At 65.1% G+C, this 238-nt stretch carries 1 pseudogene; it reads right to left on the reverse strand.

The annotated features are described in order from the left end of the window. Positions 1-238, reverse strand: a pseudogene (locus HU748_RS26210) (lipoate--protein ligase family protein); the annotation flags it as partial.

A 238-nucleotide genomic window follows, 5' to 3' on the forward strand; every position in this document is an offset into this window, starting at 1 on the left:
CCGTGCACCAGACCGACCGGCCGCGTTCCGCCCTTGCTCTGGCGCCAGCGCTGAGCGGTGCCGCCCATCTTGCGCCGATCAAGATTGACGTTGAATCGGCCATCACAGAATGCGCCTTCGATTTCGCCCAGCGACGCGACGCCGCCCAACTCATCCAGCAGCTGACAAATCGGATCGCAGAGTCGGCGGTAAGCGGTTTCGATGCGATTCTGGTCGCCTTCGCTGCGCGGCGCCGCGT

Origin of the sequence: Pseudomonas sp. RW3S2 (genome assembly GCF_014268955.1) — a bacterium.
GTDB classification, from domain to species: Bacteria; Pseudomonadota; Gammaproteobacteria; order Pseudomonadales; family Pseudomonadaceae; genus Aquipseudomonas; species Aquipseudomonas wayambapalatensis.